Below are 9006 nucleotides of genomic sequence, written 5' to 3'. Positions count from 1 at the left end.
ACAGGCAGTCTTACTTCCTGCAGGGTGACCGAAGCCGGGCAGCAAAGCCTGGACTTGGCCGGCCTGCTTCATGGCCGTGTTCTGTGTCTGTGCTATTGCGCAGGAAGTCCCCGTGGTGATGGTGGCCAATCTTCTCGCGCGTTCTTTGTGCCCCTTGAGTGTGGTCTCGTCACCATAGCTCGGGACCCAGACCCAGTCGACCGGTATTTCCGCCAACAGGTTGTCTACTTGTGGATCTTCGTCCATGAAATCCTTGCAGATCAGTACCGTCATGCAGCCGATGGGGGTGACTAGGACATGCAGATGATTTCCCACCTCCGCAAACTCTGCCCCTACGTCGGCTCTGCCGAATAGGCGTAGCTTGCGGTGTACGAATAGCTCTTTTCCATTGCCAGTGAAGACTGGCGCCGTGTTGTAAGCGACTGCAGGGGTTGTGGCATCTTCAGGCTGGTGGAATGAACCTGCAACCACTATTTGTATCGAACTGGGGTGCTGCCGCAGGTACTCCGCAACTTGCTTTCGGTGTTGCAGGTCAAGGGTGAACTCAGGAAACACCACTACCAGAGCCTCGGCTTGGGCCGCACTGGCAAGCGCTTTGTGCACGGAGTGTTGCCGTGCGTGGTGAGGTTGAACCGAAAGGGTACGCCAGTTTCCGATGGGGCTGAGTTGCCTGTCCCAGATGACATCAGCACCATCGTCGAAGTGAGCTATCCAGGCCTTGAGCTGTCCATTGCGCTGATCCGATAGATTCTGAAGCGCAGTCTCCAACGATGAGCGGGAAAGTTTGGCGGTGACATCTATGCCCTGGGCGGTGCGTGCGGGGAATGCAGCATGGTGATGAAACCATCGAGCCAGACGCGCAGGCTGTCGGTTCATGGCGGCCTGCCTCCTGGCGGCAAGTGGCACGGGAACCAGCCAGTAGCTCTTGCCATGTACGTCATATACATAGGAGGATGTACTTGCCGTGGTGGTCTGGGAATCGAGTGGCCCAATGCTTGCGACGTAGTCGTCCAACGCACGAATGAGAGCTAAGGGTTGCTCGTTGATCGCATCAAGCGTGATTGGCACTTCGTCCTGAAGATGACTCAAAAAGTCCAGATAGTGCGGATGAATCGTGTTCTCGTTGGCGTTCTGTTCCCAGTGATTGAGCAACTGATTGTTCGAGGCTAAATGCCACAAACAGACGAGAGCACGGCGAGCGCTAAACTCTTCGTTCTTTGTATCCAGTAGTTTCGCTACCTGTTCCACGATGCTCCTCGTCTAGATTTTCTAGGAGTGTAAAAGAGCACCGTGCATCTGACTCCAGGTGCTCATTCGCACTGTAGAAAGCCGCAGTCAGACCTTTTTTGCTCGCGTCCAACTATAGGGTTAATGCTAATTTCGGCGACCTTGGTTACGGACCTGAGTTCCTGCCGGACCTCAAACAGTCCCGAACCCAAGGAGCACAGGCACCGGTCAACAGCCTGTCGCGTGGGGCTGCAGTTCGTCGCAAGCCGCTGGCCTCATCGCAGGTGTCCTTCTACAGTGTGCTACATCACCAACACACCCAGGACACGTCATGCGAGATTGGGACGATAGACAAGCGATTTACAGCCAACTGGCCGACCGTTTGGCAGGCCAATTGCTGGACGGCGACCCGCCCGAGGGGCAGGCCATGCCTTCGGTCCGCACGCTGGCCAGCCGCTACCTGCTCAACCCCCTGACGGTGGGCAGGGCTCTGCAGGCTTTGGACGACGATGGCTTGCTGGAGAACCGCCGCGGTCTGGGCCTGTTCGTCAAGCCCGGTGCCCGCGAGCGCCTGCGCCAGATCGAGCGCGAGCGCTTCATGCAGCGTGAATGGCCGCAGCTGCGACAGCGCCTCAAACAACTGGGCCTGACGCCCGCACAACTTGAGTGGGAGACCCCAACATGAATGACACCTCTGCACTGATTCGCGCCCAGGGTTTGAACGTGAGCTTCGGCAAGAAGCAAGCTTTGTCGGCAGTGGATCTTGCGATTCCCAAAGGCCGGGTGGTGGGCTTGCTGGGTCACAACGGCGCGGGCAAAACCACCTTGATGAAGGCGCTGGTGGGCTTGCAGCGGCACGAAGGCAGCTTGAGCGTGCTGGGCCTGAACCCTCACACCCAGCGCACCGAGTTGCTGAAGTCGCTGTGCTACATCCCAGACGTGGCGGTGCTGCCGCGCTGGGCCAAGGTGGGGCAGCTCATCACCTTGATGACGGGTCTTCACCCGGGCTTTTCGCCAGAGCGCGCCAAGGACTTGCTTAAGCGCACCAGCGTGGGCCTGGACGACGTGGTGGGCAAGCTCTCCAAGGGCATGGTGGTGCAGGCGCACCTGGCCTTGGTGGCCGCCATTGACGCCAAGGTCATGATCTTGGATGAGCCGACCTTGGGCCTGGATGTGCTGTCGCGCAAGTCTTTTTACGAGATGCTGATCGATGAATGGTGCGACGGTGAACGCACGGTGATCATCTCCACCCACCAGGTGGAGGAGGTGGAATCCTTGCTCTCGGATGTGCTGATGCTCAACGAGGGCCAGGTGGTGCTCAACATCAGCCTGGACCAGTTAGACCAGCGCTTTGTGGCCTTGAGCCACGACGCCGCTGCCGCCGACGCGGTGGCTGCCGCCCACCCCTTGCTGCGCTATCGCCAGCACGGCCAATCGGCCGCGCTGTTTGACGGTGCCCCGCCCGATGAGGTGGTGGCCCTGGGCCAGCGCGTGCGCCCCAGTTTGGTGGACCTGTTCGTGGCGCTGACCCGTGCCCCTGAGCTCAACCGTCGCGCCTGAAGGAGAACATGATGATCTCGATGAAAGTCTTTCAAACCCTGCTCTTGCGCGAATGGATGCAACACCGCAAGGGCTGGCTGGCGCTGGGCTTGATCCCGGTGGCGTTGATGCTTTTGGCCACGGTGTTTGGCACGGTGGATGCCGATGTCAATGAGCCCGGCGAGATGTCGGGTGCAGGCCTGATGATGATCGTGTCCTTCGGCACGGCGATGATCTTGCTGGTGCTGGCCGTTGCCGCCACCGCCTTCCAGGCCTCGGGCCTGGCCCGTCGCGACCAACAAGACCGCTCGATCGAATTCTGGCTGTCCCTGCCTGTCGGTCAGCCCCAGACCTTGGGCGCCATGTTGCTGATGCATGTGTGGCTGTTCCCGATGATGGTGGTGGCCATTGGGCTGCTGGGTGGCTTGTTGATTGGCCCGATTGCGGTCGTCAAAGGCCTGGGCCTGGCGGGCTTGACCACCATGCCCTGGGGGGTCTTGCTGGTGGTGATCGCGGCCGGTACGCTGAGAGTGTTTGCTGGCCTGGTGCTGGCCGGGCTGTGGGCCTTGCCCTTTGTGCTGCTGATGATGGCGGCCTCGGCCTGGCTCAAGCGCTGGGGTGTGCCTGTGCTGGCGGCCGTGGTGGGGGTGGGCGGCATGGTGCTCAAGGAGTACTACGGTCAACCGTGGCTGCTGAGCAGCGTCAAGGCCTTGGCCAACAACTTCGGTGCGGCGCTCTTCCCTGGCGCGGCTGGTGACGCGGGCATCCTCATCGACGACAAGGTGGTGATGGGTGGCCAACTGGACGGCATTGCCCCTTGGCTGATGGCGGACCTGCAAAACCGTGTGGCCGATCTCGCCAGCCCCTGGTTGCTCCTGGCGCTGGCCTTGTCTGCAGCAGGTGCTTGGGGCGTGCTTTACCGCCGTCAGCAAGGACGTTGAGCCCGTCTTGAGCCTGCTCGCCCCTGCCCGTGGTGCAATGTCCGGTTGACCTTCCGGGCCGGGCGCAGGTCCTCGTTTGATTGAAAGAGATTCATGGCGTTTCCTCAATTCAGTGCGCGCACCCGCAAGTGGGCCCTTCGTGGTGGTGTGGTGCTGCTGGGCTTGGCCGCTTGGGCCGGCTACCAACACCTCAACCCACCGCCACCTCCGGCACCGCCGCCGCAAGCCGAGGCCAAGCTGACCGACGTGGTGCAAGCGGTGCAAGCCGCCGGTGTCTTGCAGCCGCGGGTCAAGGTGGATGTGGGTGCACAGGTCAGCGGCCAAGTGCGCAAGATCCATGTGCAACTTGGCCAGCAGGTCAAAAAAGGCGATGTGCTGGTCAGCCTAGACCCTGAATTCGCCCGCAGCGAGGTGGCCCAGGCCGAAGCGGCCCTGGCCCAACAAGCCGCGCTGATCGACGTCCGCCAGGCCGACCTGAAACTGGCCCAGGCCGAACTGGGCCGCCAGCGCCGCCTGCTGGCCGGTGAGGCCACGGCTGCCACCGAGGCCGAGCGGGCCGAGGCCGAGCTGCTCAAGCTGCAAGCTGACCTGCGCGGCCAAAACGCCAGCTTGAAGAGCCTGCAGGCTCAGCTCGACAAACGCCGCTTGGCCCTGGGCTATGCCACCATCACCGCACCCATTGACGGCGTGGTCGTCAACCTGCCGGTGCAAGAGGGCCAGACGGTGATCGCCGTGCAGATCACACCCGTGATGGTGACCTTGGCCAATATGGACGAGATCACCGTGCGCACCCGTGTGCCCGAGGCCGATGTCTCTGCCGTGCGGGTGGGGCAGCCCGCGCGCTTCATTACGCTCTCGGGCGAGGCCCAGCGCTATGAGGGCGTGGTGCGGGTGATCCAGCCCGTGCCCGAGCGCGCCGGCAATGCGGTGTTTTATAACGTGCTGTTTGAGGTGGACAACAAAGCCCGCAAGCTGCTGCCCGACATGACCGTGCAGGTCAGCATTGCCACCGGTGAAGCCAAGGGTGTGCTGACCATCCCCACCGTGGCCTTGGGCGAGCGGGCTGACGACGGCCGGTTCACCGTGCAGGTGGTGGATGCCAAGGGCAGCAACCAATCTCGCAAGGTCCGCACTGGCCTGCAAGACGGCGCCCGGGTGCAAGTGCTCGACGGCCTCAAGGCCGGCGAGAAGGTGTTGCTGGCACCGCCTTCTGAGGCGGCCTCTGCGGCCTCGGCAGCCGCCAAGTAAGCATGGCCATGATCGACCTGCGCGATGTCTCGCGCCGCTATCTGCTGGGCAGCAACGAGGTCCATGCCCTGCGCGGGGTCAGCCTGCGCATTGAGGCGGGCGAGTACGTGGCCATCATCGGCCAGTCGGGCTCGGGCAAGAGCACCTTGATGAACGTGCTGGGCTGCTTGGACACCCCCAGCAGCGGCCAGTTCTTGATCGACGGTGAAGATGCCGCGGGCTTAGGGCCTGACGAGCTGGCTGCGCTGCGCCGTCAGCGCTTTGGCTTCATCTTCCAGCGCTACCACCTGCTACCCCACCTGGATGCCCGCGCCAATGCGGCCTTGCCGGCCGTCTATGCCGGGGTGCCTGGCGCAGCCCGCCTGAAGCGCGCCGAGAGCCTGTTGGCGCGCTTGGGCCTGGGCGAGCGCATGCACCACAGGCCTAATGAGTTGTCAGGCGGCCAGCAGCAGCGGGTGTCGATTGCGCGCTCGCTGATGAACGGCGGCCAAATCATCCTGGCCGACGAGCCCACAGGCGCGCTCGATTCTCAATCGGGCAAAGACATGCTGGCCCTGCTGGGTGAGCTGCATGCCCAAGGCCACACCATCATTTTGGTGACGCACGACGCCCATGTGGCGGCCCATGCCAAGCGCGTGATCGAGTTGCGCGACGGCGAAGTGCTGCGCGACAGCGGCACGCCGCCCGACCACCGCCCGCCCACCGCAAGCGCCGCCGATCAAGACGGCCCGGCGCTGCAAGCCGGCGGCTGGTGGCAGCAGCGGCAAGGCCAGTGGCGCGAGGCGCTGCAATCGGCGGCGCTTTCGCTCAAGGGCAACCGCTTGCGCACGGCGCTGTCCATGCTGGGCATCAGCATTGGCATTGCCGCCGTGGTCAGCATCATGGCGCTGACCACCGCCGCGCGCAGCAGCATCGAGAAAGACGTGGGCAGCTTTTTGTCGGGCCGCATTCCGGTGTGGCGTGGCAACCCCAACCTGCCACCCGGTACCCAGCCTCAGCCCTTCCGCCCAAATGAGATCGAAGCCATTCGCGCCTTGCCCGGCGTCAAAGGCGTGACGGTAGAGCGCGAAGTGCAACTCACGGCACGGCATGGCTCGCGCGACAGCATGGTCAGCGTGCTGGGGGCAGATGCCAACATCCTGGTAGCCCGCAAGCTCAAGCTGGTGGAAGGGCGAATGATCAGCCCGCTGGACCTGAGCAGCAGCGTGCAAGTGGCGCTGATTGACGACAAGGCCCGCAAGAACTTGTTCAAGCCGGGTGAGAACCCCGTGGGCAAGACCCTGCTGCTGGCGCCTGGTGGCGGCATGGATGCGCAGGCTCAAGCACAGGCACAGGCCGGTGGCATGGAGCTACCCGTGGGCGTGGCCCTGCCCGTCACCATCATCGGCGTGGTGGAGCCCGACTCGGGCAGTGCGGTGCAGTTCGGTGGTTGGCTGGGCCAGGTGCTGGTGCCCGTCACGACCTTCAGCCGCAAACTGGACTTGCGGGTGGACGCCGACCAGTTCCATGTGCTGCTGGACTTCACCGTGCCGCCCGACGAGGTGCGCAAGCAGGTTCACTTCCGTCTCAAAGCGCTGCACGGGGTGGAGGACTTCGACTCTTGGAATGCGGACGAAGAGTTCAAAAAGATCCAAAGCGTCACCGGGGCCATGGCCTTGCTGTTTGCCGGTGTGGGCGCCATCTCGCTGCTGGTGGGCGGCGTAGGGGTGATGAACATCATGCTCGTGTCGGTGAGCGAGCGCACCCGCGAGATTGGCATCCGCATGGCCGTGGGCGCGCGCCAGGCCGACGTGCGCCTGCAGTTCATGGTCGAGGCCGTGGTGCTGTGCTGCTTGGGTGGGCTGGTGGGCGTGGGCTTGAGCTGGCTGGCCGCCAGCGGCTTGAATGCCTTCCAAGACAAATTGACCGTGCATGTGGATGGCACCGCCTTGGCCGTGGCCTTTGGGGTCTCCACCCTGGTGGGCCTGATCTTTGGCACCTTGCCCGCCCGCCGTGCTGCGGCGCTGAGCCCCGTGGATGCCCTGGCCCGCGAATGAGGATGACCCGATGAAGACTTTCGCCTTGACCACGCTGGCGCTGCTGCTTGCGGCCTGCAGCAGCGTGCCGCTCAAACCCCCGCATGCACTGCCAGACCCTGCACCTTGGAAGGCCACCCCCGCCGATGCTGCCGCTGCAGCGGCCACGGCCACGGCCACGCCCGATGCCTGGGCCCTGTGGGCTGACCCCGCACTGCGCAGCCTGCAAGCGCAAGCTGTGGCGCGTAACCGCGATGTGAGCCAAGCCCTGTTGCGCGTGCAAAAGGCCCAACTGGCTTGGCAGGCCAGCCAGCAAGATCAAGAACCCCGGCCCAGCCTGAGCCTGCAGACCTCGGCCAGCCGCCCTCTGGAGGCGGGCAGCCTGAGCCGCAGCATGGGCTTGAGCGCAGGGCTTAGCTATGAGGCCGACCTGTGGGGCCGGCTCTCCGCCGCCACCCAAGCCCAGGCCGCGCAACTGGAGGCCCAGCACACCGACGTGCTGGCCGCACAAGGCCTGATCCGCAGCCAAGTGGCCGAGCGGGTCTGGACCTTAGCGGCTCTGGCGCAAGAAGCCCCCCTCATCGAAGCCCAGCGCCAAGGTGCGGCCGAGATCCTGGCGCTGACCCGCCTGCGCGTGCAAGAGGGCAAGCTCTTGCCGATTGAGGTCGATAAAGCCGCCATTGCCCTGCAGGCCTTGCAAGTGCGCCAGGTGCAACAGGGCCGAGACCGCCTGCTGCAGCAACTGAGCCTAGAGACCCTGCTGGACGACAGCAGCCTGGTGCTGCCCGCCAGCCCACAGCTGCCCAGCGCCACGCTGCCCGCCCTGGCCCTGGGCAGCCCGGCCGAGGTGCTGAGCCGCCGCCCCGATGTGCAGCGCGCCCGCTGGGGGGTGGACGTAGCCCTGGCCCAGCAGCGCGTGGCCCAGGCGGCGCGCTACCCCCAACTCAGCTTCAGCTTGGGTGTGTCCACAGGCGGCAGTGAGTGGCGCGACTGGCTGGACAAACCCTTGGCTAACTTGGCGGCCAACCTCGTGGTGCCGCTGGTGGACTGGCGGCGGCTGAAACTGCAACAAGCCCAAGCTCACACTGATGTGGAAGCTGCGGCGCTGAGCCTGCGCGACACCCTGCACAAAGCCCAGGTCGAGATCGAGCAAGTGGCGGCAGAGCGCCAAGCTCTGGCCGCCGAGGCCCAGGCCCAAGCCGCCCGCTTGGCAGAGGCCCAGCGCACCGAGCGCTTGGCCCAATTGCGCTTTGAAGTGGGCAGCATTGCCAAGCTGGATTGGCTGCAGGCGCGCAATGCCCGCTTGGCCGCTGAACAAGAAGCGGTGCAGATGCGCTTGCGGCAGGCGCTGAACCAGGCCAATCTCATCAAGGTGCTGGCGCTTTAACGTCCACATTGACGGCGATACTTGGGGCTCGCAAAGGAGCATCCCATGAAGATCGCCATCCTGGGCAGTGGTGTGATCGGCACCACCGCCGCCTATTACCTCAGCCGCGCCGGCCACGAGGTCACCGTCATCGAGCGCCAAAGCGGCCCGGCACTGGAAACCAGCTTTGCCAATGCCGGCGAAGTCTCGCCCGGCTACTCCGCCCCTTGGGCTGGGCCTGGCGTGCCGATCAAAGCCATCAAGTGGATGCTGATGCACCACTCGCCCCTGGTCATCAAGCCCATGCTCGATGCTGCCATGTGGCGCTGGGGCATGGCCATGCTGCTCAACTGCACCGAGGCCCGCTACCGGGCGAAAAAGGCGCGCATGGTGCGCCTGGCCGAGTACAGCCGCGACTGCATGGTGCAGCTGCGGGCCGACACCGGCATCCGCTATGACGAGCGCACCCAAGGCACGCTGCAACTCTTTCGCACGCAGAAGCAATTGGACGGCATTGGCAAGGACGTTGAGATCCTGCAGCAATACAAAGTGCCCTACCAAGTGCTAGCAGGCTGCTGAAATACCGACCGGTTGTGATGGTCGAGCGAGGCGCAGCGAGGACAATGTGAGCATCTCGATCTGAGAGAGACCTATGCGCGGCGCCGACACC

The 9006-nt window shown here is 64.1% G+C and carries 7 protein-coding genes and 1 pseudogene; 7 read left to right on the top strand and 1 reads right to left on the bottom strand.

The annotated features are described in order from the left end of the window. On the bottom strand, positions 1 to 1248 hold a 1248-nt coding region (locus ACIQ3Q_RS21705), incomplete at its 3' end, for a nitrilase-related carbon-nitrogen hydrolase (RefSeq protein WP_396271325.1). Positions 1249 to 1558: 310 nt separating this feature from the next. On the opposite strand from ACIQ3Q_RS21705, the gene ACIQ3Q_RS21700 reads away from it, so the two are divergent. The 7 genes and pseudogenes from ACIQ3Q_RS21700 to ACIQ3Q_RS21670 form a co-directional block, all read left to right on the top strand. Next, the gene (locus ACIQ3Q_RS21700; RefSeq protein ID WP_396271324.1) at positions 1559 to 1912 is read left to right on the top strand and encodes a GntR family transcriptional regulator; all 354 of its coding nucleotides are present in this window, start codon (positions 1559 to 1561) and stop codon (positions 1910 to 1912) included. Next, on the top strand, positions 1909 to 2787 hold the full coding sequence (locus ACIQ3Q_RS21695; protein ID WP_396271323.1) for an ABC transporter ATP-binding protein: 879 nt from the start codon (positions 1909 to 1911) through the stop codon (positions 2785 to 2787). The genes ACIQ3Q_RS21700 and ACIQ3Q_RS21695 overlap by 4 nt, the downstream gene beginning before the upstream one ends. 11 nt (positions 2788 to 2798) lie before the next feature. Beyond that, complete coding sequence (locus ACIQ3Q_RS21690; RefSeq protein WP_396271322.1) at positions 2799 to 3707, top strand: hypothetical protein; 909 nt, start codon at positions 2799 to 2801, stop codon at positions 3705 to 3707. Positions 3708 to 3800: 93 nt separating this feature from the next. Then, entirely contained in the window at positions 3801 to 4955 is a 1155-nt protein-coding gene (locus ACIQ3Q_RS21685; protein ID WP_396271321.1) for an efflux RND transporter periplasmic adaptor subunit, read from the top strand. A gap of 2 nt (positions 4956 to 4957) precedes the next feature. Next, complete coding sequence (locus ACIQ3Q_RS21680) at positions 4958 to 6991, top strand: ATP-binding cassette domain-containing protein (RefSeq protein ID WP_396271320.1); 2034 nt, start codon at positions 4958 to 4960, stop codon at positions 6989 to 6991. A 10-nt stretch (positions 6992 to 7001) separates the two neighbouring features. Beyond that, complete coding sequence (locus ACIQ3Q_RS21675; protein WP_396271319.1) at positions 7002 to 8357, top strand: TolC family protein; 1356 nt, start codon at positions 7002 to 7004, stop codon at positions 8355 to 8357. 45 nt (positions 8358 to 8402) lie between these two features. Further along, a pseudogene (locus ACIQ3Q_RS21670) lies at positions 8403 to 8903 on the top strand (FAD-dependent oxidoreductase); the annotation flags it as partial. Positions 8904 to 9006 lie beyond the last annotated feature (103 nt).

Origin of the sequence: Ideonella sp., assembly GCF_044358605.1 — a bacterium.
GTDB lineage: Bacteria > Pseudomonadota > Gammaproteobacteria > Burkholderiales > Burkholderiaceae_C > Ideonella.
The sequence above is the reverse complement of the archived record's forward strand: the minus strand, read 5'-3'. Positions and strand labels throughout refer to the sequence as shown.

Bases quoted from the DNA above. Each gene is read 5' to 3' on its own strand.
- ACIQ3Q_RS21675 (WP_396271319.1), top strand. From the start codon at position 7,002: ATGAAGACTTTCGCCTTGACCACGCTGGCGCTGCTGCTTGCGGCCTGC.
- ACIQ3Q_RS21680 (WP_396271320.1), top strand. From the start codon at position 4,958: ATGGCCATGATCGACCTGCGCGATGTCTCGCGCCGCTATCTGCTGGGC.
- ACIQ3Q_RS21685 (WP_396271321.1), top strand. From the start codon at position 3,801: ATGGCGTTTCCTCAATTCAGTGCGCGCACCCGCAAGTGGGCCCTTCGT.
- ACIQ3Q_RS21690 (WP_396271322.1), top strand. From the start codon at position 2,799: ATGATCTCGATGAAAGTCTTTCAAACCCTGCTCTTGCGCGAATGGATG.
- ACIQ3Q_RS21695 (WP_396271323.1), top strand. From the start codon at position 1,909: ATGAATGACACCTCTGCACTGATTCGCGCCCAGGGTTTGAACGTGAGC.
- ACIQ3Q_RS21700 (WP_396271324.1), top strand. From the start codon at position 1,559: ATGCGAGATTGGGACGATAGACAAGCGATTTACAGCCAACTGGCCGAC.